Annotated in this window: 21 protein-coding genes; 12 read left to right on the forward strand and 9 right to left on the reverse strand. The window is 40.7% G+C overall.

All coding sequences use genetic code 11. The features are described 5' to 3' along the window. Window positions 1-49: 49 nt before the first annotated feature. The 4 genes from I6J03_RS03190 to I6J03_RS03205 all read right to left on the reverse strand — a co-directional run bounded on the left by I6J03_RS03190 (window position 50) and on the right by I6J03_RS03205 (window position 7,073). On the reverse strand, window positions 50-3,028 hold the full coding sequence (locus I6J03_RS03190; protein ID WP_050767805.1) for a glycoside hydrolase domain-containing protein: 2,979 nt from the start codon (window positions 3,026-3,028) through the stop codon (window positions 50-52). Window positions 3,029-3,191: 163 nt separating this feature from the next. After that, window positions 3,192-4,625, reverse strand: a complete 1,434-nt coding sequence (locus tag I6J03_RS03195) for a M14 family zinc carboxypeptidase (RefSeq protein WP_232279803.1) — start codon at window positions 4,623-4,625, stop codon at window positions 3,192-3,194. 30 nt (window positions 4,626-4,655) lie between these two features. Beyond that, a complete protein-coding gene (locus I6J03_RS03200; protein ID WP_003010428.1) occupies window positions 4,656-5,711 on the reverse strand; it encodes a S66 peptidase family protein in 1,056 nt (351 codons plus the stop codon). Between the two features lie 24 nt (window positions 5,712-5,735). Continuing rightward, window positions 5,736-7,073 (reverse strand): dihydroorotase, encoded by a 1,338-nt coding sequence (locus tag I6J03_RS03205; protein WP_003010426.1) that lies wholly within the window; start codon window positions 7,071-7,073, stop codon window positions 5,736-5,738. 113 nt (window positions 7,074-7,186) lie between these two features. Between I6J03_RS03205 and I6J03_RS03210 the strand changes: the two genes are divergently transcribed. The 3 genes from I6J03_RS03210 (at window position 7,187) to I6J03_RS03220 (ending at window position 10,751) form a co-directional block, all read left to right on the forward strand. Beyond that, a complete protein-coding gene (locus tag I6J03_RS03210; RefSeq protein WP_201694142.1) occupies window positions 7,187-8,293 on the forward strand; it encodes a YARHG domain-containing protein in 1,107 nt (368 codons plus the stop codon). Between the two features lie 333 nt (window positions 8,294-8,626). Continuing rightward, the gene (locus I6J03_RS03215; RefSeq protein WP_003010419.1) at window positions 8,627-9,877 is read left to right on the forward strand and encodes a site-specific integrase; all 1,251 of its coding nucleotides are present in this window, start codon (window positions 8,627-8,629) and stop codon (window positions 9,875-9,877) included. An 82-nt stretch (window positions 9,878-9,959) separates the two neighbouring features. Further along, window positions 9,960-10,751 (forward strand): LEM-3-like GIY-YIG domain-containing protein, encoded by a 792-nt coding sequence (locus I6J03_RS03220; RefSeq protein ID WP_013597186.1) that lies wholly within the window; start codon window positions 9,960-9,962, stop codon window positions 10,749-10,751. A 75-nt stretch (window positions 10,752-10,826) separates the two neighbouring features. On the opposite strand, the gene I6J03_RS03225 is transcribed toward I6J03_RS03220, so the two are convergent. The 4 genes from I6J03_RS03225 to I6J03_RS03240 form a co-directional block, all read right to left on the reverse strand. Beyond that, window positions 10,827-11,108: a helix-turn-helix domain-containing protein gene (locus I6J03_RS03225; protein WP_003010415.1), complete on the reverse strand. Its 282-nt coding sequence runs from the start codon at window positions 11,106-11,108 to the stop codon at window positions 10,827-10,829. Beyond that, window positions 11,105-11,401, reverse strand: coding sequence for a helix-turn-helix domain-containing protein (locus I6J03_RS03230; RefSeq protein ID WP_003010413.1), 297 nt, complete (start codon window positions 11,399-11,401; stop codon window positions 11,105-11,107). Before I6J03_RS03230 ends, I6J03_RS03225 begins: the two co-directional genes overlap by 4 nt. Window positions 11,402-11,500: 99 nt before the next feature. Further along, window positions 11,501-11,881 carry a hypothetical protein gene (locus I6J03_RS03235; RefSeq protein WP_232279802.1) on the reverse strand — a complete coding sequence of 127 codons (381 nt, stop codon included), beginning with the start codon at window positions 11,879-11,881 and terminating at the stop codon, window positions 11,501-11,503. A gap of 505 nt (window positions 11,882-12,386) precedes the next feature. Further along, complete coding sequence (locus I6J03_RS03240; protein ID WP_003010407.1) at window positions 12,387-12,887, reverse strand: DUF3408 domain-containing protein; 501 nt, start codon at window positions 12,885-12,887, stop codon at window positions 12,387-12,389. Between the two features lie 543 nt (window positions 12,888-13,430). Here I6J03_RS03240 and mobA point away from each other — a divergent pair. From mobA to I6J03_RS03255, 4 genes are all read left to right on the forward strand, one after another. Beyond that, complete coding sequence (gene mobA / locus I6J03_RS03245) at window positions 13,431-13,865, forward strand: conjugal transfer protein MobA (protein WP_013597184.1); 435 nt, start codon at window positions 13,431-13,433, stop codon at window positions 13,863-13,865. Between the two features lie 4 nt (window positions 13,866-13,869). Beyond that, the gene (gene mobB / locus I6J03_RS03250; RefSeq protein ID WP_003010403.1) at window positions 13,870-15,129 is read left to right on the forward strand and encodes a conjugal transfer protein MobB; all 1,260 of its coding nucleotides are present in this window, start codon (window positions 13,870-13,872) and stop codon (window positions 15,127-15,129) included. Window positions 15,130-15,228: 99 nt separating this feature from the next. After that, window positions 15,229-15,516, forward strand: coding sequence for a hypothetical protein (locus I6J03_RS22865; protein WP_317039282.1), 288 nt, complete (start codon window positions 15,229-15,231; stop codon window positions 15,514-15,516). A 186-nt stretch (window positions 15,517-15,702) separates the two neighbouring features. After that, window positions 15,703-16,689 (forward strand): efflux RND transporter permease subunit, encoded by a 987-nt coding sequence (locus I6J03_RS03255; RefSeq protein WP_317192131.1) that lies wholly within the window; start codon window positions 15,703-15,705, stop codon window positions 16,687-16,689. 44 nt (window positions 16,690-16,733) lie between these two features. Here the strand turns inward: I6J03_RS03255 and I6J03_RS03260 are convergent, their stop codons facing one another. Next, on the reverse strand, window positions 16,734-17,774 hold the full coding sequence (locus I6J03_RS03260; RefSeq protein ID WP_003010395.1) for an IS110 family RNA-guided transposase: 1,041 nt from the start codon (window positions 17,772-17,774) through the stop codon (window positions 16,734-16,736). Between the two features lie 266 nt (window positions 17,775-18,040). On the opposite strand from I6J03_RS03260, the gene I6J03_RS03265 reads away from it, so the two are divergent. The 5 genes from I6J03_RS03265 to I6J03_RS03285 are packed head-to-tail and all read left to right on the forward strand — an operon-like array spanning window position 18,041 to window position 25,952. Next, a complete protein-coding gene (locus I6J03_RS03265; RefSeq protein ID WP_003010394.1) occupies window positions 18,041-21,409 on the forward strand; it encodes a CusA/CzcA family heavy metal efflux RND transporter in 3,369 nt (1,122 codons plus the stop codon). A gap of 6 nt (window positions 21,410-21,415) precedes the next feature. Continuing rightward, a complete protein-coding gene (locus tag I6J03_RS03270; RefSeq protein WP_003010392.1) occupies window positions 21,416-22,684 on the forward strand; it encodes an efflux RND transporter periplasmic adaptor subunit in 1,269 nt (422 codons plus the stop codon). A 13-nt stretch (window positions 22,685-22,697) separates the two neighbouring features. After that, a complete protein-coding gene (locus I6J03_RS03275) occupies window positions 22,698-23,120 on the forward strand; it encodes a Fur family transcriptional regulator (protein WP_003010390.1) in 423 nt (140 codons plus the stop codon). 47 nt (window positions 23,121-23,167) lie between these two features. Then, window positions 23,168-23,872 (forward strand): transglutaminase-like domain-containing protein, encoded by a 705-nt coding sequence (locus I6J03_RS03280; protein ID WP_003010388.1) that lies wholly within the window; start codon window positions 23,168-23,170, stop codon window positions 23,870-23,872. 22 nt (window positions 23,873-23,894) lie between these two features. Further along, window positions 23,895-25,952, forward strand: coding sequence for a heavy metal translocating P-type ATPase (locus I6J03_RS03285; RefSeq protein ID WP_003010386.1), 2,058 nt, complete (start codon window positions 23,895-23,897; stop codon window positions 25,950-25,952). Window positions 25,953-26,093 lie beyond the last annotated feature (141 nt).

A 26,093-nucleotide genomic window follows, 5' to 3' on the forward strand; every position in this document is an offset into this window, starting at 1 on the left:
GCAATCTGCTAAAATAGATTGCTTCTTTTTTATTTAACACCGTTTTGGTCTACTTCACAAGGAGTAACCACCCTTTCCCCTTTTCTACCGGAATCTGTTCTCCCGGTTTGAATACCCGTGCTTCCTGCACATTCTTAATCGCCGGAGCCGTGACATGTACCTTTGCCGCATCCAGCCCTAATGCTTTCCAATCGATCAGCAGGTTTACATTTGTATCTGTTGCTGCCCAACTTGCCAGGGCGATCAGCGTACTACCCTCCTTTTGATATACGGTTGTCAGGATTTTATTATTATCTGTTTTCACCGGATTATTATCTACCCAATAGCCGATCATACGCGATTGCCGGATACCAAATTCGTCCCATATCCGCCAGATATCACGGGTATCTTTAGCTTTCTCCCAGGGATATCGGTTAGTCATCCCATAGATCATCCCTCTCCAGGGGTTACCTCCATCCTGCAGCATTTCGCCCATTAATCCGAATGGAATCCCGCTTACTTCAGTCAAGAAGAAATCCGGATCATTTTTTTCGTAGTCAAAATACTCGCCAAACCAAAGACGATTGATATATGGAAAGTTCTCCATGTATAGATTGGCACTGTTATTAAATCCATCACTCTTGTTAAACTGATTGGCCGAATGCAGATCGATAATCCCCGGATGATTATTTTTGGTCATTACCCGTTTGATTCGCTTCATCGTAACACGATCGAAAGCCACATCGTCCAGATAAATACCATCTATTCCCATATGATCCACCAGCCAGTTCATCCCTTCCACATAGTAATTGTGCCAGCGGTTCATTCCACTGTTGATAATAGCTGCATCCTGGAACCGGGGTACGTACCATGCACCGATATAATCGTTATTCAGATGTTCCTGTAACCAGGAATAGCCTCCACCCTTGCCGGAAGAAAACACTTCATGTCCCAGACTTCGCAAAGGGTAGATTTCATACATACGATTAGATACTTCTCTTACGGTGTTGTATATCTTGACTTTTAATCCTTCATGATGTGCCGAATCTATATAGCTTTTCATTTCCTTTGTCGCCACAAAAGGATAATTGATATAAGGGTTCAGATTATTTCCATGGTGTATATTGATTACATTCGCACCACTTGTCTTCACTTCTTCTATGGGTTTGTAAGCATGAAAGAAGCGATTGTCCCATTGCCAGTCGGTATTAATGGTATGGAATGGTGTAATCATCAGGTGAAAATTATAATACAGGGTATCTCCGGCTTTCATATTCCGCTCTCCGCTGTAACTGTCTACTAATATAGACTTACCTTTTTGTCCGATCTGTATACCGCCTTTATTTTCGTTGCCCCATGACGCAGGCAATACAAGTGGTTTCTGAAGATAAAAGTTAGTATTCAGCGGTCTGGAATAATGCTGGTCTCTGAAGGCAAACTGCAGTCCTGCATTTACATTTCCAATCCATCCGCCATCCTGATTTTTATTTGCCACATCCCACTTCCAGTCGATGGCATCTTTACGATATCCTCCCTTTTCACCGAGCCCCATAAAATATTTAGCATACTGCGCCTGTAACGGAATGTGAAACTGCACATCCGAAAGATGTATATCCTTCGTGGCAATAAGCTGTACGGTATAGTCTACAAAACCATCAAACTCCAGAGATCCTTTAATATTTAAAATCAGATCCGGGGAGCTTCCTGTTGTGGACCAACTGACTAAGCCTTGTTCCTTACGGTTAAATTTGACAGGACTATATTCAAAAACGATATCCTGATTCGCATTCTTCCGGAAATGAAAATGTATAGCTTCTGTTAACAGATCATTGCCCTGCTTTCCTATACTCAACATATCCTGTGTAAAAAATGTACGGATCTGCGCCGGAAATCCATTTTTATCCAGTGAAATAGATCTTCCCAGCAGACTGATCTCATTACCTTCTATCTGTAATGGGATATAAGGAGCAATCACAGTACTTTCCTGCGCTAAGGTCGAATTCAGCCAGTTGAGACGTGTCAGCTTCCACGGCTCGTCATATCCCTGATTGACAGCAGAGTGATCCGACACCTCCAGACGGACAGGAATATCCCTTGCCGCGGCATTAACCGGTTTGATGGTGATTATACCTTCGTATACAGCACTTACCGTCTCTTTAGGAACGTCAATCCCGCACCACAGCGCCTGTACTTTTTGCTTTGGAACAGTTATATTAAACTTAACATGTTGTCCGGTATAACTTACCCCATCTGTGTTGATACAATTGATACGCCCGGAAGCTATTGTATTTCCGTTTTTACTCTTTAAGTCTGAAAATGAAATTTTGATATCCTGCAAATCCTGCTTATCAGAATAGAGTCCCAACTGGAAAGCCAGCAATTCCCCTTTATCTGAGCTGATGCGGAGCGTTTGTCCTTCCACATTGCCGGTTGTCCATCGCTGAGGAAGATTATCAGACATTTTGATCTCATGATTCCGGTCTTCCGGAAAAACAAAGTAACTGGATTTGCGGTGTTTTTTGAGAAATGCGGTTTGTTCCTGCGGTGTAGAGATCACATCCATGGCATCATTCTGATTGAACGTATCTACGGCCTCGAGACGAACCAGTTTTGCATATGCCTTTACTGTTTTATCCAATGTGTTTGTTCCTTTCTCCTGCTTCAAATAGGCTACATCCGGATAGTTTTCACTTCTCCCGACCAATTTATAAGGTAAAAAGTAGACATAGTAAATTCCTTTACCTGAACGGGGTTCAAATTGAAATTCTCCGGAAACAGCGGATATATTACCGTAATGGGAAGGCGAAAAGACTTGTTGTGTCGCACTGTCTACAAGGATTATTTTCTGGTCTGAGCGTACATTACGATTACGCCAAGGAATACTCACTGTGACCTGCTTTGATACGGATTCTACACGCAATACTGCTCGTTGTGTACCGAGTTCGTCCGCATTCCACAATGGTTTTTGTGGAGGATATTCATGCTGGGCATATACATGTAATGCCGTCAGCATACACAAGCTGCTGAGGAATGTAATTGGTTTAATCATCTGTAGTGTTATTATTGCTCTACAAATTAAAGTATTGTTTCTTTTCAACACGTATGCTGAAGCAATAATATAGATTACGCAAACCTTTGAGTAACAGCATTTATACACGAAACCTCTGCTACCCTACCTTCTGCTGTCTTCAACAGAATAAAATAAATCTGATCTATTTTATTCCGTTAAAAGCATCCGGAAGATTCCGGCTGAGGTCAATCAGATATCCGTTGACAATAGCATATTTCAATTCATTATCTTTCTTCAGAAAAAATGTAGCTTCCTGACCGAGTGACAGTCCTGTTGCATGACGTTGCTCTGTAGGCTGATGTACTATTCTGACCGGCAGCCGAATTGCTTTTTGCTGCTCCTGCTCCCTTACAATTACAGTGGAATACCCTTGCTTTAGCAGACCAAAAATCACATCAGCTGTAAGTTCGCTGTAGTGGCGGAATGTTGTAGGATAGATCTGTCCATAAGAAAGCGTCAGCCCCGTGGCATCCAGATCGTCATATCCGTAGAATTCTTTCAGGTCACCCAGATCTTCAATATATCCTTTGCTGTAATAATCATCTCCTGAGGTAATCTCGTCACGACGGATTGCAATATCTACCTGCAGGGGCAATCCAGCTGACACTGTACTTACATTTCGGAGCACGACATCGTGCAGTTGTGACGCATTAAATGGAATACGTTCATAATCTTTTATGTCGTATTGTTCATAAGATCCCTGTGCGATCTGCACCAAGGCATTCAGTATAATTGCAAAATTCAGCTTACGGATTTCCTGTTTTTCGGGATCACCTTTAAAGGCTCCGGACTCAATCAGGACTGTACTGGCTCCCCATTTTTGAAAATTATCGCCAAAAGCTCTGGGCGAATGTTCATCATCATATTTAGCTACTGCTCCGGGAATATAGTTCTGGAGCAGTTTCTCCATCCCAACAATAATTTTCATTGCATTGCCTCTCACCTCATTGATATCGCGTTCCATATTATAGGCCGGAGCCAGTAAAGAAATGGTCACAGGTGTCTGCGTACCCGGAACATTATAATAAATATTCTGATCATGCAGATTGAAACCATATTGTGGTTTCAGGCTTTCTGCACGTGCACGCAACAACTTTCCTTCCGGTGTCGCAGTATTGCGGGCATCGCGGTTGAGGTCTATCTTCTGCGCATTGCGTCGGGTATAACGTTCTGCTCCGTCCGGATTGAGCATAGGAATAAAGTGAATAGAAAGATGCTCCCGTAGTAGTGTCCGCACTCCTTCAAAATCATCTTCTTTCCCTTCCAGAAAATTAAAAAGATCAAACAGCGCCATGGTCGCCGTAGGCTCATCTCCATGCATCTGTGACCACAGCATCACGACCTTTTTACCGGTTCCGTAGCGAAGTTCATAGATACTACGCTGCTCTACTGATGATCCGATCTGCTGCACATCCAGTGCATGTTGCTGCTGATGACGCAGGATGAGTTGTTGTACATCGGCATGCTTGAAGCGGCGATGTTTAAGAGCAGATTCTTTATAGGCCATGTGAGCCTTATCTAATTGCGTTTTGCTCAATACCAGTGACTGAGAAAACGAATCTTTTCCAATAAGCATAAGTAAACAGATAATTAAGAGCTTATTCATTTAATCTTTCAAAGCAGGTTGTATTAATTCTATAGTGCCTTTATCCGCATCTATCCGGACTGCTGCCCCGACAGGCAGTATATACTGATCCGCAATGTGACCGATCATGGCACCGCTGTATGCCGGTATCCCCAGGGGCTTGATATAATCGTTCATAACCTGTTGCAGTGTGAGTGAACCATAGCCTCCGGAAGGGCCGCAGCCGGTACACTTACCAAACACAAAACCTTTGATTACAGCTAATATTCCGGACAGTTTCAGCTGACAGAACATCCGGTCTACACGTTCTACTTTTTCATCTACCTCTTCCAGAAACAAAATAGCGTCTTTAAAGTCCGGCAGATAGGGTGTTCCACAAAGTCCTGTAAGTACTGTCATATTTCCGCCCAGCAGTATGCCTTCTGCTTTCCCCGGATGAAGTGTCGTGATCCGCTCTTTATACTGAACGATGTGATCGCCCTTATCAGTAGGATTGGTAAACAAGGGAAGCTTATTCTCCAGGAACTGACTTTCAAATGCCCGTGCGACTTTGTTGGTCCAGGTGCTGATCCCCACCGCTCCGTGGAAACCGATCATTCCGGTCTTGCTGTAAAGCGCAAGCAGTAAAGCTGTAATATCGCTGTAACCTAGTAATATCTTAGGATTATGGCCAATCAGCTTATAATCCAGACGGTCCAGAAGCCGTGATGTACCTGTGCCACCCCGCACGCAGACAATTGCTTTTACCTGCCGGTCTCCAAACATGGTATGAATATCGGCTATGCGTTCTTCATCTGTACCGGCCAATTGTCCGTATCGGCTACGAATGTGTGCACCTTCCTTTACGTTGAAACCCAGTGTCTGAAAGATTTCTCTGGCTATACTGATCGATTCTTCATCGTCCAGAACACCTGCAGGAGCTATCAGGCCGATTGTATCTCCTTTTTTTAACTTCTGAGCTAACAGTTGCCCTTGTTTGACCCAGACTGCTGCCTTCTCGCTGTCGCGCGCGAATCCAGTAAGAGGAACTGCCGCAGCAGCCCATGTAATCGATTTGATAAAATCTCTTTTGTTCATCGTATAGGTAGATTTAGGTAAGACTTAGCGACTGAACAGCAAGCGTTGTCCTGCTCCGTATTCAATAAGTGAACCACCTGTATAAGCCAATTGTCCGGAGACAATCGTATGTTCGATAGTAGAGGTAAAAGTATGTCCTTCAAACGGTGACCAGCCACATTTAGACAGGATATTGGATTTTGAAACGGTATACGGTTTATGGAGATCTACCAGTACCAGATCGGCCCAGTATCCTTCACGGATAAATCCACGGTCTTCGATCTGAAAACAGATCGCCGTATTATGTGCAGATTTCTGTACCAGTTGTTCCAGCGTCATTCTTCCCTGGCTGACCATATCCAGCAGAGCCTGCAGTGCATGCTGCACTAAAGGTCCTCCTGACGGAGCGGTATGATAAGGCTGTGATTTTTCTTCGATCGTATGCGGGGCATGATCTGTAGCGATCACATCGATATGCCCGTCTAACAAAGCCTTAACGATCTGATCTCTATCGGAAGCGGTCTTGACTGCCGGATTCCATTTGATAAAATTACCTTTGGCAGCATAGTCCTGATCAGAAAACCACATATGGTGGATACAGGCTTCTGCAGTGATACGCTTTTGTTCCAAAGGGATATCATTACGAAACAGTGCTGTTTCTTTTCCTGTGGAAATGTGCAGAATATGCAAACGGGTATTATTTTTCTTAGCCAGTTCAACTGCTTTTGAAGAAGACAGATAGCAGGCTTCTTCCGAACGGATAAGCGGATGCATCTGTATAGTCAATCCTTCCTCGCCATATTGTTCTTTGAAAATCGCAAGATTCGCTTTTATTGTTGCTTCATCTTCACAATGCGTAGCTACTAATGTAGGAGCGTTGGCAAAGATTCCTTCCAGGGCTTTTTCATTATCGACCAGCATATTTCCTGTTGAAGATCCCATAAAAACCTTGATTCCGCAGACTTTTCGAGGATCTGTCCTGAGGACTTCCTCCAGATTATCATTGGCAGCTCCCATGAAAAAGGAATAATTCGCCAGGGCATTTTTAGCTGCAATATCATATTTATCCTGCAACAGTTCCTGTGTCAATGTATTGGGAACTGTATTGGGCATTTCCATAAAAGAGGTAGTTCCTCCCGCTACGGCTGCACGGCTTTCATGCCAGATATCGGCTTTGTGTGTCAGACCGGGTTCACGGAAATGAACCTGATCATCGATCAGTCCCGGAAGAAGATGCAGCCCGGTCGCATCTATTTCTTTATCTGCTTTGACCTGAAGTTCGCTTCCTATTTTTTCGATTCGTCCGTTACGGATATAAACATCTGCTACTGTGGTTATCCCTTCATTGACAATATGAGCAGATTTGATAAGTATTGAAGACATGGAGTGATTGTATTTGCTTTAGAACAAATATACGCAATACCAAATTAAATAATCCGGCAATTCATATATTGCAGGGGATGTGTATATTTATGATTGTAAAATATGCTATACTGATGAAAAATTTCCTATTGATATTATCGATTTTACTGTGCTTCACAGCTTACAGCCATGCTAATGACGGGGCATTCTTTGCAAGAGGAAATCAACTTGTACCGATCAACGAAACGGACATCAGTGTCAGAAAGGAAATCCTGACGATCAGGAAGGCAGGAGACCGACAGGTACATATCACCGTATATTATGAATTTGAAAATCCTGTTCAGGATAAAAGAATTACGGTCGGATTTGAAGCGATGTCTCCATCCGGAGATGTAGACGGTACGCCAAAATATGGTTTCCATCCCTATATGAGAGATTTTACAGTCAAACTGAACAATCAGAATCTTCCGTATAAAGTTGCCTACGTATATGACTCGCTCTACGTCAATAACGGCAAAATTGTATCCGAACCGTTGGATAAAATCAAGAAGGAGATTGATAATGTTAATGAGGTTGGCTTTAACTATGTGTACTACTTTGATGCTCCCTTCAGAAAAGGTAAAAACAGTATCCAGCATACCTACACCTATGACATTTCCGGTTCTATAGATTATCAGTACTATCTGGAATATGTGCTGACAGCAGCCAAGCGATGGGCAAATAAGCAGATCGACGACTTCACGCTGATTGTAGATATGGGAGATGTAACGGAATTCAATATCCATAAGACATTTTTTGACAAAAAGGAAGACTGGCAGGTCAAAGGCTGGGGAAAAACTAAAGAGGTAGAAGCACTTCCATCTTCTGTACATGAGTCGGATCAGATCCGGTTTACTATCCGTCAGGGTACACTGGTTTTTCATAAGACTAATTTTGCTCCTGCTGGTGAGCTTTATCTCTCTGCTGAAAACTACTTTCCTCCGGGAGAATCTTTTGATTCCAAAACAGATGTCCTTCCCTTTGCGGTATATGCACAGGACCGTATTCTAAAGGCAAAGGATGAAACAAGCAAAAAAATATTACGTAATCTTCCGTTTGCAAGACGGGGATATGTTTTTAAGTCCAAAGACTTACGGGATTATTACAGTAATATAGACTGGTATGAAGCGGATCCGAAATATATACCTGAACCTAAGAATTTGACTCCGGAGGAGCAGAAATGGCTGAAGGAATTGAAATAAGGAGTGAACTGTTCAAAAGAAAACACAGATGCCTCCTGAACCAAGTTCAGGAGGCATCTGTGTTTTATAAAATAAAGTTTCAGTAAAAATACATTAAAGATTAATAACAGGCAAAACGGTTGTAAATAAGGGCTTTACAGCCGTTTTGTGATTTTTTGGTAATGAGGTAAAAAGCAGGAAAAAGCGAGGTTTGGCAAAAGTAAGGTTACTAAAACGTTACTTTTAAATATTAGAAACAATCGTTTTAAAATACTGTATTTCAGCTTTCTGCATAGTTTTTCATATTGTTCAGTAGCTCACATAGGTTTAATTTTATCATTAAGAATTGTGAGTATGGAAACGACAAAAAAATCAACGTTTAAGGTATTGTTCTATCTTAAAAAGAACGCTCCAAAGAAAAACGGAAAAGTTACGGTTATGTGCAGAATTACCGTAAACGGCAAACAGTCTGCATTCAGTACAAAGCTGGATATTTCCGCAACAAATTGGGATTTGAAGTACGGTAGGGTTTTAGGTAAAAGCCGAGAAGCACAAGACACAAACAGGAAACTTGACAAAATTCGTTCGGGTATTGAGGAATGCTATTCCAAAATTCTGAAGAATGAGGGGGCTGTAAACAGTGCTAAACTTAAAAACACCTTTCTCGGTATGGAAAGTGGAGAAATAACCTTTTTCAAATTCTATGAACAGTTCCTGTCCGACTATGAGAAAAAGGTTAATAGTGGACTTCGGGTAAATGGCACACGCAGTAAATACAAAATACTTTTGAAACATCTTCGAAATTTTGCACTTACAAAATATGGTTATTCCGATGTGTCTTTTAACGACCTTACTCCTGATTTTGTACAGGAATTTGATTACTACCTGCGTGACGCCCAAAGCTTGGCGCACAACACCATTTGGCTGTATATGATTGGCTTTACCACGCTTTGTCGATTAGCAATGAGCAGAAAGCATCTTGCTTTCAATCCGTTCAGCGAGTACAAGAACACTAAAAAGGACAAAGACAGAGGTTATCTGCTACGGAACGAGTTGGAACAGCTTGTAACATTCAACTGCGAGAAAAAGAAAGACGAATTGGTTAAAGATTTGTTTGTGTTCAGTTGCTTTACAGGATTGTCTTATTCGGATATGAAAGGGCTTAGAAACAGTAATATTCAGGATTTCTTTGATGACAATCAATGGATTATCGTACGCAGAAAGAAAACGGCTACATCGTCAAACGTGATGCTTTTGGATATACCGAAAATGATTATCGAAAAGTATGCAGGATTTGCAAAGGACGGAAAGGTATTTCCTGTACCTTCAAATACAATCTGTAATGACAGCCTAAAGAGAATATCACAACTTATTGACTGCCTGAAAGAAAAGAAAGTAACCTTTCATTTGGCACGTCATACATTTGCCACATTGTTTTTGAGTGAGGGCGTTCCGCTCGAAAGTTTGAGCAAAATGTTAGGGCATAAAAACATTGCCACAACACAGATTTATGCCAAGATACTTAACGAGAAAGTTGGTAAGGATATGCAAAAAGTATCACATAAATTCAAAGGTATGGAGCAGTTTTTTGTGGCTCAATTCTAAAACCTGTAAAGCGATTAAAGAAAGCCAATGCAGTTTTTTGCATTGGCTTTTTGTATTTTTGAAGTCAATAAAACAACAAATTATGATTGAACAATTTTCACAAAAGACACAAGAAGAATTAAAATCTTATGTTTATATTTTAATAGACCCAAGAGATAATAAAATATTCTATGTTGGAAAAGGGTATGGAAATCGTGTTTTTTCACATATTAATGAAGCGATATTCAACCCAGTCGGAACTGAAAAATTAGAGATTATAAGAGCCATAAAACAAGAAGATCTAAAAGTAAAACATTTTATAGTGCGACACGGATTAGAAGAAAATGAAGCACTAATAGTTGAAGCTGTTTTAATTGATTTTTTAACTTTTAAGGATTTTATAGAGGTTGCGAAAATTTCAAATATAGTTGCAGGACATTATTCATTTAATCAAGGGATTAAAACTGTTAATGAGTGTGAAATACTTTACAATTGTGAAGTATTGAAAAAAGAAGATATTAAACATAACGTTTTAGTAATCAATATAAACAAAACATACGATAATAAACGAAAAAAGAAAAGTGAGAACCCTATTTATGACAGACCAAATATTTATGAAGCAACCAGAGGTTGGTGGGTATTAGACAAAGACAGAGCAGAAAATTCAGATTTCGTTTTAGCTGAATATAAAGGTGTAATAAGAGCGATATTTAAGCCTGAAAAATGGGTTCAAGATATTGAAAATAGAGGTGTCAAAAGATGGGGATTTGAAGGTTCAGAAGTTACTTCAAAAGAAATTCTTGATATATATATGAATAAAGAAGTTCCTAAAATTAGAGGAATGGCAAATCCAATTCGTTATTTTGAAAAAATACCCACAACTACAGGGTATTAGGCAAGAAACAGCCCGCCGCTTAAAGCAGTGGCTGTTTCTTTAATTGACCTCCCGGTTACAGTTTCAGATAGTTGGTTAACGCTGATAGTTGTCTTCCAATACCTTGATAATATCGCTTTCACGAAACAATATTTTTCGTTCGAGCTTGATAAAAGGTATCAGTCCGTCATCCCTGTACTGTTGCAATGTCCGTTTGCTGATATGTAACATCTCGCAAACCTGTTCGCCTGACAGGTAGATTTCTCCTTTTAAGAGTGGATGAAAATATTCCCTGATATACAGCAGTTCATTTTTGATGCCTACTACAGCTTCGAGCAAGGCAATCATATCTTCGTTTGAATTTCCAATCTGTTTCATTTCTTTTGCTTTTTTAATGGTCGCTCTCCCTGCAGCAGTAATTCCACTTCGGATAATCTGAAATATGTTTTCCGATTGATTTGCGTTGCCCCAAGAATACCTTTTGCCCTGTACGTCTGCAAAGTTCGTTTACTGATGTTGAGCAGTTGGCAGGCTTCCTGTTGGTCGAGCCATTTTGTTGCCTGTTGCAGTGCTTTGTAGGGTGCAGTCATTTCCGCTATCAAATTGGAAACTTCCTTTACTTCCCTATGCAATGCCTTTAAAATCTGAATGTCCAAAACCGTTATTTCCATATCATGTCATTTATACCTCGAAAATAAAAGCAATTCATATAAGATTTCTCAATGTTGCAGTCAGAGGTAGCGTTTGGCGTACAGTTGCCAAATACGGTATTACATTCCCAATTTTGGTTTATTATTTTTCGGACGAGTTTGTTGTGATTTGATTGTATTGTCCATTCTCAAAGCTGGTTTTTTGTTGGTTTGTACAGTCTGACTTTTTCCATCGTTTTTGAAATCCGAACGCATAACCGTTTTTGTTGCACCTATTACGCTTTCAGGTTCGGTAGTCTGTTTTTGTTGTTCAACACGCTTGCCACCGAACAACCTGCCCAGACCTAAACCCTTTGTATCTTTGAATTGACGTTTAAAGTTGGTAATAAAATTGGAAATCGGGTCGCTATGCTTATCGACCTGCATAAAAGGAGCATTCTTTTTTTTCTCGGATAGCTCGTTTTCTTTACGCTCTTTGTTGGTATTTACTTTTTGTGCCATAGGTTCAAAATTTTTCCCAATATAGAACACAAGAGAATGTATTATTTTCATTTGGCTTTTTGTGGCAGTATTTGGCTTATATTGGCACAATAGGAATGGAAAGTAATCCTTAAAACACTTTAACTTTTCCTCGCAAAGCCCTCACGGATTTAAAGAGTTTTCTACGGATAAAGGAAAGCATACCAAAAACATCCTATCCTTACCCCTTACGTGTTTTTTGTACCCTTTCTTTGATTGGAATGGATTAAAAAAGAATAAAAAGGTCGCAAAGATAAAGCGGACAGCCACCGCACCACCCAACCAAAAGCTTACGGCATAATGGCAGGGCAAAAGGTGGCTTCGCAGAGTTGTTGTGTGATTGCCCTGCCACCCTTCGGGACTTATTCCGTTTCCTTTTGGTTTTTCCCCTGTCCGCCTTGTTAAAATGGCTTTCTTTTTTTTCTGTTTTTTTGTTTTGAAAATAATTTTTGAGAGGGAATTACGCATCCTTATCAATGGGCAGTTATCAAAACAATGGCTTGTGCTTATCGTTATAGATTTCCTTAATCAGTTCTCCGAACTCCTGAAAGTGGTACTCGATAATGTTGTCCAGATACGCATAAATCGTCAGTTTGTCAATTCCTATAATGTTGGTAAGCCTGTTAAATGTTTCGTGGTGTTCCTGCCGTACATAGACTGATTTACCCCTACTTGCAGTACTGTTCGGAATTTTAAAGAACTGTCCGCAGTAATCCTCTTTGGTCAGTTTTTTGGTTTTAGAAGTGCCTTTTTTAGAATTGTTGACCAATGGCTTTGAATGTTCCGTTTCTGTTGCTATTTCCTCGGGTTCTTCTCCTGCCATTACACGCATAATAGCTTCCTCGTCAACTTCGGGTTTTGCAAAGTCTTCCCGATGTGTTATTCCTTGTTGTTTCATCAAAGGTTGTTTCTTTTCATCAGTTAGGAAATTTTCAATAGAGAAATCTTCTTTTTCGGGTTGCTGATTTTTGTTTTCTTCGTGTACCATATCTCTTGTTTTTAATATTATATCCAATTAGCTGTTTGGTTAACTAAGCAATCAGCTGTACATACTGTTGCATCTATCTACCTATCTACCTAAGCACCTGCATACCCCTAATTGGTTAGTTCATTAACTCAAAAATCTGTAATTCGTCTGCATTCAATCACGCAGATTTGCTGTCAGGATTTATGCTGATTGGTTACATAGTTAAGGATATAAACAATCAGCCAGCTAACCATATACAAAGAAAGCAAAAGCAGTCCCAGTCTATGTTGATATGGCACTCAAAGGTAGCATTTGGCGTTCATTGTCGTTATGGTAAATAGCTGTTTTTCAAATAGTCTTATCGAACTTTGTAATCGGGGCAGTTGATTTTTTCGGCTAACTCCAATCCGTTTGCAAAACGGATTTTTCTGAACTCCTGTTCAGAGCAAGTTATCTTTTGAGGTACTCGAAATGAATTTCGGCACTCAAAAGCACTTGCCCTTGCAGGGAGCTGAAAACCGCTCCGAAGTCGCAGTTTTGTTTAACATTAGAAATGGATTTATTATGGAAGAAAAGAACAGTAAACAAATTAGGAAAACAGGGAGAAAACCGAAGAATGACCCTGCCGTACATCGGTATTCTATTAACCTGAATGCAGAGGAAAACGCCAAGTTCCTTGCCCTCTTTGACCAATCGGGGATAAGTGTAAAGGCACATTTCATTACGGCTTGCATCTTTCAAAAGACCGTAAAGACCGTAAAAATTGATATGAATGCGGTAGAATACCACGCAGGACTGACCAAATTTTTCAGTCAGTTTCGAGGAATAGCAACCAATTACAATCAGATTGTAAGGCTATTGAACGCCAATTTTTCGGAGAAAAAAGCATCTGCATATCTCTATAAATTGGAAAAACAGACCGCAAAAATGAAAGAACTGTTGCTAAAGGTTTTAATTCTTACCGACAGATTTGAAAAGCAATATCTACATAAAGAGTAAAATTATGATTGCAAAAATCGGAAAGGGAAGCAATATGTACGGAGCGATTTTGTACAATCAGCAGAAAGTGGACAGGGAAAACGGAGCGGTTTTGTTGCTGAACAAAATACCCGACACAATGGACGGCAGGTATTCCGTAGCGTATTTCAATAAATGTTTTGAGCCGTATTTGTCTGCAAACATCAAAACAGAAAAAACGGTACGGCATATTTCATTGAACCCAGACCCGAAAGACGAGGTAAGCGATGAGCAGTTTACGGAAATGGCACAGGAATATATGGAACGTATGGGCTACGGAAATCAGCCTTATATTGTTTTCAAACATACGGACATTGACCGAATGCATATCCATATCGTTTCGACCTGTGTAGGCATTGACGGTAAGAAAATCCCCGATGATTACGACCACCCACGTTCAATGGCAATCTGTCGGGATTTTGAAACGAAATACAACCTGCACAAAGCAACCGAGCAGGAGCAGAAACAAGCCAACAAAGTTTTCAAACCTGTGGATTACCACAAAGGCGACATCAAAAGTCAGATTGCTTCGGTAGTACGGCATTTGCCGAAGTATTACAGCTTTCCGACTATGGGAAGCTATAATGCTTTATTGTCGCTGTTCAACATCACAGCGGAAGAAGTCAAAGGCGAGCGGAACGGTCAGCCGGTAAACGGATTGGTCTATGTGGCAGTGGACGAAAACGGAAACAAGGCAAGCAATCCGTTTAAGGCATCGCTTTTCGGAAAAGACGCAGGAGTTGCACAACTACAAAAGCATTTTGAACAGTCAAAAGAGAAAATGAAAACCAATCCTGTAAGGTCAGTTTTAAAGAATACTGTTGAATTGGCTATGCACACGACAAGCAACGAAATAGAATTTAGAAAACAATTGACCGAACACGGTATTAATACGATTGTTCGCAGAAACGACAACGGACGGATTTACGGAGTAACTTTCATTGACCACGAGAGCCGTAGTGTATGGAATGGTTCACAGTTAGACAGAAACCTGTCTGCAAATGTTTTTAACGATTGGTGGAACAACGGCAACAAACCCGAACTGAAAACACAGGATAACCCTCTTTCCAAAACGAATACAATAGACAACCAACCAACGAAAGACCTTTTTGAGTTTATCCCACAGGAACATTCTCAGAATTTCGATATAGGATTATTCAGCCTTTTACCTGATGCACAAGGCGTGGATTATAAAGAAGAAACATTTGCTAAACGGATGAAGAAGAAAAAGAGACGATTGCAATAAACAATGCAATGCCATTGCATTACTTTTTTACTAACTTTGCAAAAGAATATGAAAGTCTTTTACTCCATATTGGCAATTTATATGATGACGGTATTTTTAATGCCGTGTACCGATATGTATGAAAAGGACAACTTTCAAAACCATAACCATTCGGAAGAATTAACCCATCAAGGAAGCCACGACCATCAGGAAACAACTGATATGTGCAGTCCATTTTGTTTATGCGGTTGTTGTGGAATAGTTTCAGGTATAGTGCTTCAATGGAATGTATACAGCTTAGTTAAGGCGAAGACTTTTGACCTTTCTAAGCCTAAAGTTTATTATAAATGTACCTTTATATCCCACTATCTGGGGGGAATTTGGCAACCGCCAAAGATTAATGCATAATTTTTAATGTTTTAATGATTATAGCTTTTTGCGTACAGCAACAAGCTGAATGTTTTGGGTCATACTTCGTATTTCTCGTATTCATAATCATTGCAATTTATCATTAATTATTCATCATTAATCACAATAGAAGTGTTAGATAATATTATAAAATTCTCCATAAAGAATAAGTTCATCATAGGATTGATGACCTTGTTACTTATCATTTGGGGGGTATGGAGTGCCACCAAAATCCCTATTGATGCCCAACCTGACATTACAAACAATCAGGTTCAGATTATTACCCTGTCGCCTACATTGGCAGGACAAGAAGTAGAACAATTAGTAACATTTCCCGTAGAGCAAAGTATCGTTAATCTTCCAAAAGTAGAAGAGATAAGAAGTGTTTCAAGATTTGGATTATCTGTTGTAACCGTTGTCTTTCAAGATAATGTCGATATTTATTTTGCACGACAGTTAGTAAGCCAACAGCTGAAAGAAGCACAAGACCAGATACCTGACGGGATTGGAACACCTGAACTTGCTCCTGTCAGTACAGGTCTTGGCGAAGTGTACCAATATATTCTTCATCCCAAAGAAGGCAGTGAAGACAAATATTCCGCAATGGATTTGCGGACAATGCAGGACTGGATTGTTGCCAGACAACTTTACGGTACTCCGGGAATTGCAGAAGTCAATAGTTTCGGTGGTTTGCTTAAACAGTACGAAGTTTCTATCGACCCAAACCGCATCAAGGCAATGGACGTTAGTATTTCCGATATTTTTACCGCCCTCGAAAACAACAACCAAAATACCGGAGGTGCATATATCGATAAGAAGCCCAATGCTTACTTTATTCGCGGGATTGGTCTGGTTACTTCATTGGAAGATGTAGGAAATATCGTCGTTAAAAATACAGGTAGCGTTCCGGTATTTATCAAAGATGTGGCAGAAGTACAATTTGGTCACGCAACCCGGTACGGAGCATTGACCTATAATGGCGAAGTAGATGCTGTGGGTGGGATTGTAATGATGTTGAAGGGAGAAAACACCTCTGAAGTTGTAAAAAGTATCAAAGAAAAAATACCGGTTATCCAACAATCTCTACCCGAAGACGTGGTCATAGAACCATTTTTAGATTCTGTGTTAATATACAAGTCAATTTTATCTTTTTTTTGTAATTTCGGGTTTTAGGCGGTCTATTGCCAGCCTGTTTAGGGTAGCCGTTTTTGGCCGCCCTAATTTGTATCTACTTTTTCGTTCTGATACTTTTGGAGATGGTATTGTGGATCATACCGCTGTTCGTTTTTATAAATTATAAACATCAGCTCTAGAAGTTTCCTTTGCACAGCTACTGCTGCTTTCATTTTGATGCCATTTCTTGAAACAAGCCTTGTAAATGTATTAGAATAATGTTCATCATGCCTTATGGCGGCCAATGCAGGTAAATGAAGGGATTTTCTCAGGTATCTGTTGCCCCGTTTGGATATGGTAGGTTTGCTCTGGATCGATGTTCCGGACTGTTTTTCCTTTATGTCCAGGCCGGCATAGCTTACCAGTTGCTTTTTATTTCGGATCATCTCAAATCCATTCGTTTCTGCCAATACTGTTACTGCTGTCAGCAGTCCAATTCCAGGGATTGTGGTCAGGTTATCTGTTTGTTTTTTGAGTAAGGAACTCTCCTTAACAATGAGCTTTAACTCGGTCATTATTTCCTTTTCCTGTCTTTGCAGTACTGCTATGCGTTCCTTTATCCGTCCTATAGAGTTTTCATTGGGTTCTGCCTCTGCCTGTTCTGCATGTAGCTGGTTCTTGACAGCAGTACGTTCCTGTACCAATTGGTCTCTCTCCCGGGTCAGCTGCTTCAAACGCTTATAGGTGGGGTCTGGCTTGCGCCACAACTCCAGGTTGCGCTCCAGGCCAAATAAGGTGATAGCTTCCGAGCAGGTACTATCCGTTATCGTCTTGATCTCTAAGGTACGGAAATAGTTGCTGATCTTGTTTGGCAGGACAATACTGATATTGCACCCCTTGCTTTCCAGAAAATAGGCTAGCTTTTCGTGATAAACGCCTGTAGCCTCCATGACAAAATGAAGAGGACTATCCTCACAGGTATGGGTCTGTACCCATTCGTAAAGCTTTATCAAACCTTTATCCGAGTTTCGGAAATTACCATATTGGCACAGCTTTTTATCCAGATTGGAAAAGATCTTGCCAAAGCATACGACCAGTTCCTTACTACCGACGTCAATGCCAACGACCTGCTTGAGTGTTTTCATGTTAATTTTTTGATGTGAAACTGAAAAATCAATAGTGAAACTTCCCTTGGACTTGTCTCCTGATGGATATTCAAGCTGGACTGTAATTCCGCCTTACATTCTGTTCTGTCTTAGGAAGCGAAAAAGAGGAAGGCCATCTCTAAAAATCAGTATGCTAAAAAAGCTACTAAGACAGCCCTAGGCTCTCCCTCTTTTCACTAAATACAGCAAATCTATAAAACAAAAAATGTCTCCTACATTTGCTTGACACAAACATAGGAGACAGAATGGATTTGGTTGATAGAGCGATAAGTACGGTTCAAAAGAACCTCATTGAGGGCGCACTGATTGTTATTTTTGTATTAATTCTATTCCTGGGGAATTTCAGAGCAGGACTGATTGTAGCCTCAGCCATACCGCTATCTATGCTTTTTGCGTTGGGAATGATGCGGCTGTTTGGTGTAAGTGCCAACCTGATGAGTATGGGGGCTATTGATTTCGGATTGGTAATAGATGGTTCCCTGATTGTCGTCGAAGCGACAATGCACCATTTGGGATTGCGGAAAACCACGCATAGGCTTACCCAAAACGAAATGGATGACGAGGTTTTTGACTCGGCAAGAAAAATCCGTACAAGTGCGGCATTTGGAGAAATCATTATCCTTATCGTTTATATCCCTATCCTTACTTTGGTAGGTATCGAGGGTAAAATGTTCACACCGATGGCACAGACCGTAGGTTTTGCCATTTTGGGAGCATTGATTTTATCCTTTACCTATATCCCGATGATGAGTGCTTTGTTTTTGTCGAAAAAGCCGATTACCAAAAAGAATTTTTCAGACAAAATGATGGATTATCTGCAAGGCATTTATAAGCCTTTGTTAGAAAAAGCCATTCGGATAAAATATGTTGTGATAGCGGTTGCCGTTGGTCTTTTTACAATCAGCATATTCCTTTTTTCACGAATGGGCGGAGAGTTCCTACCAAAATTGGGCGAGGGCGATTTTGCTTTCCATTGTATCCTGCCGCAAGGAACATCGTTAAGCCAAAGTCTGGAAACCTCTATGCAGGCATCCAAGATAATCAAAGAGTTCGACGAAGTAAAAATGGTCGTAGGTAAGACAGGTGCAGGAGAAATACCGACAGACCCGATGCCTCCGGAAGCTACCGACCTGATGATTATCCTGAAACCACAGGACGAATGGAAAACAAAAAAATCCTATGACGAGCTTTCCAATGAAATGATGGAGAAACTTGAAGTTATTCCCGGTGTATTCTTTGAAGCCAATCAGCCGATACAGATGCGGTTTAATGAACTGATGACAGGTATCAGGCAGGATGTAGCCGTTAAGATATTCGGAGAAGACCTCGACAGTTTGTTGGTTTATGCCAATAAAGCGAATGCTATTATTCAAACAGTAGAAGGTGCGACTGCTCCGCAGGTAGAACGGGTAGCAGGTCTTCCCCAAATCAATATCGAATATGACCGTACCCGAATAGCCAATTACGGCTTGAATGTACAGGAAATAAACGATATTGTAAGTACGGCATTCGCAGGTAAATCAGCAGGTGTGATTTATGAAAACGAACGAAGATTTGATTTGGTGGTACGGCTTGATGAAGCCCACCGCAGTTCCATTGAGGATGTGAGCAATCTGTTTATCCCACTACCAAACGGCGACCAAATACCGCTTTCACAGGTTGCAAACATTGATTACAAATTAGGGCCCGCACAAATCAGCCGTGAAGGCGGTAAACGCAGGATATATGTCGGCTTCAACGTACAGGGGCGGGATGTAGCCAGCGTTGTCAATGAAATTCAGGATAAATTGGCTGAACAGATTAAGCTACCGACAGGTTATTATTTTACTTATGGTGGTCAGTTTGAGAACCTCCAAAAAGCTACCGACAGATTGCTGATTGCTGTACCTATCGCATTGCTTTTGATTTTTATCCTGTTGTATTTCACATTCCATTCGTTTAAGGAAGCCGTTTTGGTATATACAGCTATCCCGATGAGTGCCATTGGAGGCGTATTTGCCCTGTTATTGCGGGATATGCCATTCAGCATATCAGCAGGTGTCGGATTTATCGCCCTGTTTGGTGTTGCTGTTCTGAATGGGATTGTACTGATTGCCACGTTCAATAGACTGGAAAAAGAGGGTTGGAATGAGATTATTCCGAGAATTATCGAGGGAGCTAAAACAAGGCTTAGACCTGTATTGATGACGGCATCTGTGGCAAGTTTAGGTTTTTTACCAATGGCGTTGAGTACAAGTGCAGGTGCAGAAGTACAAAAACCGTTGGCAACCGTGGTTATCGGTGGACTGATTTCGGCAACTGCCCTGACATTGTTCGTCCTGCCATTGCTGTACCTCGTATTTATGAGAAACCAAAAACCTCCGAAAAATAGTAAAACGAAAGCCATAGCACCCGTGCTGTTGCTGTTTGTGTTCTTGGGTTTTTCTCAAAACGGTAAGGCACAAACTCCGATGAGTGTAGATAGAGCTATTGAAGTAGCTGTGGAGAACAACCCTCAGCTACGTTCCAAAAATATGGATATTCAATCTGCCCAAAGCCTTAGCAAGACGGCGTATGAACTACCGAAGACCGATGTAAACTTCCAATACGGGAATAATGAGGGATTTGAATATAATGACGGTTTCCAAATTTCACAGACCATTCCCTTTCCGACACTCTTTGGGGCAAAGAAAAATCTTGTCAAAGAGCAGGTAAAAGGTCAGCAGTGGGCGAAGGCTCTGACAGAAAACGAACTGAAAAAACAGGTAAGAACCTATTATTATCAGTTGGAATATTTGGAGCATAATGCTTCGGTTTTAAAGTATCTTGATAGTATTTATGTAGACTTTATCCGTGTTGCGGAACTCCGGTATAAAACGGGAGATATAGGTAAATTAGACGTTAATACTGCAACTACCAAGAAAGGGGAAATAAGTCTTTTGTATCAACAGAACGAGGTTTTAAGGCAGAACGCCTATCAAAGCCTTAAAAATCTGATGCAGACACAGGAAGATTTCTTAATAGAACCTCAACCGGATTATACACCATTGCTGTTAAGTTCTTTCATTGACAGTTCGGCTGTTGCAAATCATCCGAGCATCCAGCTATTGTACCAAGAGGCGAAAATTGCCGAACAGAACAAGAAATTGGAACGGGCAAACAGCCTGCCTGATTTTACGTTCGGCTATAATAACATATCGCTGATAGGAATGCACAGTAAAAATGGTGTAGAGCAATTTTATGGCAGAGGACAGCGGTTTAGTTTTGTTGATGTAGGTATTACAATCCCCATTTTTACAACCACCAAAGCAAAAATTCGCTCGCTTGATTACAAGAAACAATCATTGGAATTAAATGCGCAATGGCAGGAACAACAGCTTAAAACGGAATTGGCAAACGCCTTGAAACAATACGAACAATATGTAGCGCAGTTTACCTATTTCAAGGAGCAGGCACTTCCCAATGCTGATGAGATTATCAATGCTGCAAAGCTGGGGTACAGTACCGGAGATATTTCTTATGTGGAGTACCTATTTGCCTTGCAGACAACAGCAGACATTCAGCTTAATTATTTAAATAGCATTCAGCAAATCAATGAGGCTGTAACGCTTATCCATTCATTAATCAGTAAATAATACAATATGAAACGTATCATAAATAATATAGTTTTCAGCGTTCTTGTCCTCGTAGCATTCTTTGCTTTCAACGCCTGTACAAATAATCATAAAGAGGGCGACGGGCATAATCACGGAACGGAAGCAGAAACAACAACGGACGAACACGAAGAAGAAGAAAATGTTGCAGTGCTGACCGATGAGCAGATGAAAGCCGTAGGTATTGAAATCGGTTCAATTGAACAGAAGCAATTATCCGCAACATTGAAAGCTAATGGAGCATTAAGAGTTCCCAACAGCAACAAGGCGAATGCAACCTCGTTGTTTGGCGGTGTTATCAAATCCCTTAATGTGGAGATAGGCGATTTCGTAAGGAAAGGTCAGGTCATCGCTACTATTTCCAATCCGCAATTCATACAGTTGCAGGAAGAATACCTAAGCATCAATAGCCGGATAGAATTTGCAGAACAGGAACTTGTAAGACAAAGAGAGCTGAACGACGGAAATGTCGGAGCAAAGAAAAACTTGCAAAGTGCCACTACTGAACTGAACACATTGAGAACACGGAAGTCTTCTTTGAACCAGCAAATCCAAATGATGGGGATTAATCCGGCTTCCTTGTCAAATTCGAGCCTTAAATCCTCATTGGTCGTTACAAGTCCGATAAGCGGTACTATCAGCAATGTTTTTGCCAAAATCGGAAGCTATGTAGATGTGTCATCGCCTATTGCTGAAATCATAGAAAACACAGCCCTGCACTTGGACTTACAGGTGTATGAAAAGGATATTCCTTTAATCAAAATAGGTCAGAAAATAGATTTTGTCGTAACCAACAATCCCAATAAGACTTATTCTGCCGAAGTTTATAGTATCGGCTCATCCTTTAGCGGAGAGAGTAAAACTATTGCTGTTCACAGCAAGATTACAGGAGATAAAGCAGGATTGATTGACGGAATGAGTATAACCGGAATGGTAAGTTTAGATGATGTATTAAGTACGGCTGTACCCAACGATGCTATTGTCAATGCAGACGGAAAGTATTACATCTTTTTGGTCAAGGAGCGGGAAGAAGAAGCTCACGACCATAAAGAGGGCGAAGCTCACGACCATAACCACGGTTCTGAAAAAGGAACTCAATTTGTAAGAATGGAAGTCGTTAAAGGTGCTACGCAATTGGGTTATACGGCAATTACACCTGTAAGTGAAATTCCGCACGGTGCGCATATCGTGGTAAAAGGCGCGTTTTTTGTGAATGCAAAAATGGATGATTCGGGAGAACACGCCCACGCTCACTAAAAAACATTGGATAATGAAAAAAAACATTGAACAGATGCTGTTGTCAAAGAACACCAATCCGACCAGTATGCGGATATTGGTGTATGATTTCTTGGAGCAACAGCAGACAGCGATGTCCTTATCTGAAATCGAAAGCCATTTTTATAAAGCAGACAGGGTTACGATTTACAGGACTTTGAAAACTTTTGAGGAAAAAGGCATTGTACACAGTATTCAGGAGAACACTACGGTCAAGTATATTCTGTGCCACGATGGGTGTGATGAAAATACACACAAGGATTGGCACTTACATTTCTATTGTAAGATTTGTAAGCAGACAACCTGTAAGGAGGATTTTATAATACCGCAGAATGGAAGTCAGAATTACCGTATCGACGAACTAAAATTATTTGGTAAGGGAATTTGTGAAAACTGTTTAAAGGAGAGTTTGCAATAGCATTGCAGGCTCTCCCTGTGTAACTTTGTTATAAATATAAATGTGTTATGGACACCTATCTTAAAGAAACAAAAATCCTTGACTACTCCAATGCTTCCATACAAAAGCTATTGGAGCAGAGAGGGTGGGAAAACTTGGACACCGTTGCCAAAGTTCAAGCCATTTACAATTTTGTACGGGACGAAATAAAGTTTGGCTATAATGTTTCTGATTATATTTCCGCATCGCAGGTGCTGAATGACGGGTACGGACAATGCAACACAAAAGCCACTTTATTAATGGCTTTGTTAAGAGCAACAGATGTACCTAACCGTATTCACGGCTTTACCATTGACAAGGCATTGCAGAAAGGAGCTATTACAGGTATTTGGTACAGACTATCGCCTAAGAATATCTTGCATAGCTGGGTTGAAGTTTGGGTAAACGAGCAATGGTATTTTTTGGAGGGCGTGATTTTGGATAAACCGTACCTCACTAAATTACAGGAACAGAACAGTGATTGCAAGACCACTTTTTGCGGTTTCGGGGTTTATACCGATAATTTTGAGAACCCGCCGATTGAATGGAACCTCAATAATACATTTATTCAGGATAAAGGCATCAATCGGGACTTTGGCGTTTTTGATACACCCGATGCGTTTTATGCAAAACATCAACAAGAACTGAACGCTTTCAAGAAGTTTATTTTTCAGCATATCGTGAGGCATATAATGAATAATAATGTAGAAAGAATAAGAAATAAAAAAGTGTAACGAACCTAAAAAATTAAAGGCTATGATAAATACAGACAAAAATCACAAGCATACTTACGATGCACAAGGCAAAATGACTTGTTGCACACAGGAAGAAAAAATCTACACCAAAGCAGGTGCTAAGGAATTGGTAAAAGGGCATCACAAAAATGACGGGCATAATCACGACCACAGTGATGATGACGGACACGACCATTCGCATTCAGGAGATACTGACAATGTTTTCAAGATGTTTCTTCCCGCCATTATTTCCCTTGCGCTGTTGCTTGCAGGTATTGCAATGGATAATTGGTTTCCGCAGACGTGGTTTACCGATTGGGTACGGATTATTTGGTACGTGGTGGCTTATGCTCCTGTTGGACTGCCCGTACTCAAAGAAGCCGTTGAGAGTATTCGCAAAGGCGAGATTTTCTCGGAGTTCTTTTTGATGGGCATTGCAACTATCGGGGCATTTGCCATTGGCGAATATCCCGAGGGCGTTGCGGTAATGTTGTTCTATGCCGTTGGCGAAGTTTTTCAGACAATGGCTGTTTCGAGGGCAAAATCAAACATCAAATCTTTGCTTGACCAAAGACCCGATGAAGTAACCGTTTTAAAAAACAATGAACCGCAAACCGTAAAGGCAGAAACTGTTGCCGTTGGCGAAATTATACAGCTTAAACCGGGAGAAAAATTAGGCTTAGACGGAGAACTGTTGTCCGAAACGGCATCTTTCAATACATCGGCTTTAACAGGCGAAAGCAAACCAGATACAAAAAACAAAGGCGAAACCGTTTTGGCAGGGATGATAAATCTCAACACCGTATCGCAGGTAAAAGTTACGACCGCATACACCGACAGTAAGTTGAGCAAGATTTTAGAATTGGTGCAAAACGCCACTGCACAAAAAGCACCAACGGAATTATTTATCCGGAAATTTGCAAAAATCTATACGCCTATTGTAGTGCTGTTAGCCATAGCCATTTGCCTACTGCCTTATTTCTTTGTGGAAAATTATGAGTTTAGAGATTGGCTGTACAGGGCTTTGGTATTCCTGGTTATTTCCTGCCCTTGTGCGTTGGTTATTTCCATTCCCTTAGGTTATTTCGGTGGTATTGGTGCTGCGAGCAAAAATGGAATACTGTTCAAAGGAAGTAACTTTTTAGATGCTCTTTCCGATATTCAAAACGTAGTGATGGATAAGACAGGTACAATGACAGAGGGCGTTTTTAAGGTTCAGGATATCAACTTCAATCCCGAATTTGATAAAGCTGAAATTCTGGAATTAGTCAACATTTTGGAAAGCCATAGCACACACCCCGTAGCAACCGCTATTCACGAATACGTGGGGAGACCGAATAATGAAATTCGATTGGAAAATACGGAGGAAATCGCCGGACACGGTTTGAAATCAACGGTAAACGGTAAGGATTTATTGGTCGGGAATTTCAAACTGATGGGTAAGTTCGGCATATCATACGACTTAGACCCGAACAGCATCGTTTATACAACTATTGCCGTTGCATACGACAGCAAATTTGTTGGTTACATCACGATTGCCGACAGTATCAAAGAAGATGCACAAGAAACCATAACCCTATTGCATAAGCTCAATGTTAAAGCAACGATGCTTAGCGGAGATAAAAGTACCGTTGTGAAATATGTAGCGGAGCAGTTGGGGATAGACAATGCCTTTGGAGATTTATTGCCCGAAGACAAAGTAAACAGAGTTAAAGACATCAAAGCCAAAGGCGAAAGCGTTGCTTTTGTGGGCGATGGTGTAAACGATGCTCCTGTTGTGGCATTGAGCGACGTAGGTATCGCAATGGGCGGTTTGGGTAGCGATGCTACTATTGAAACAGCCGATGTAGTTATTCAGGATGATAAACCGAGCAAAATACCGATGGCAATCAAAATCGGTAAGCAAACTAAGAAAATTGTTTGGCAGAATATTACGTTGGCATTTGCGGTAAAAGGAATTGTACTAGTTCTGGGAGCAGGTGGTTTGGCTACAATGTGGGAAGCCGTTTTCGCTGATGTGGGTGTTGCATTATTGGCAATTTTAAACGCTGTACGCATACAACGCATGAAATTTGTTTAGGTGGCAATAAAATTGAAGCATTAGTAATAAAAACAAACATAATAAGTTAAAAATTATAGACAAACTTCAGGAAGATGAGATATTTATCACAAATTAGATTATAACGTTTTATAACTCGATAGGAAAAGATTATCCAAAATA

The sequence above is a fragment of the Sphingobacterium spiritivorum genome, assembly GCF_016724845.1.
Lineage (GTDB): Bacteria > Bacteroidota > Bacteroidia > Sphingobacteriales > Sphingobacteriaceae > Sphingobacterium > Sphingobacterium spiritivorum_A.